Origin of the sequence: Kytococcus sp. HMSC28H12 (genome assembly GCF_001816045.1) — a bacterium.
Classification (GTDB): domain Bacteria; phylum Actinomycetota; class Actinomycetes; order Actinomycetales; family Dermatophilaceae; genus Kytococcus; species Kytococcus schroeteri.
In genome coordinates this window covers 1-606 of the sequence record NZ_KV824486.1, presented here as the reverse complement: position 1 = coordinate 606, position 606 = coordinate 1, and the positions used below count along the sequence as shown (strand labels likewise).

Genomic DNA, 606 nt, shown 5'->3' with positions numbered 1-606 from the left:
CCACGAGCAGCCCCACCACGGGGGAGGGCACGGCCAGCAGGGCAGCGGCGACGAGGCCCGTGGCCAGGGCGCCCACCGTCGGCACCCACCAGCGGACGGTGGCCATCACCACGTCGTCGAGGTCGGCCACCACCCCGGTGAGCACCCGGGCGCGGCCACGCTGGCCCAGGCGGGCGGGGGTGAGCGGCACGAGGCGGCGGTAGGTCTCCGCGCGGCGGCCCACCAGCTGGTCCAAGGCCACGTCGTGGCTGTCCAGGCGCTCGGCGTAGCGCAGCACCGGCCGGGCGATGCCGAAGGTGCGCACCCCCACGATGGCCACCATGAGCAGCAGGACGATCGGCTGCTCCCAGGCCCGCACGATGAGCCAGCCGGACGTGGCCGTCAGGGCGACGCCCGCCATCGAGGACAGGGCCCCCACGAGGGCGGCGCGCCACAGCTGCGGCGTCGGCCGCACGATGCGGGGCCGGCCGGGGGGTGTGGACGGGCCGGCCTGCGCGCCCGGCGTGGCCTGCGCGCCCGCATATGTCCGGTTCTGGTCCAGAGGTCCGGGCCGGGAGGCGTACCTCTGGACCGCAGACGGATCTCTGCGCGGGGCGGGCTGGGGCG

Annotated in this window: 1 pseudogene; it reads right to left on the bottom strand. The window is 77.2% G+C overall.

From position 1 onward, the window contains the following. Window positions 1–454 (bottom strand): annotated as a pseudogene (locus HMPREF3099_RS06940) (thiol reductant ABC exporter subunit CydC); the annotation flags it as partial. Window positions 455–606: the final 152 nt, after the last annotated feature.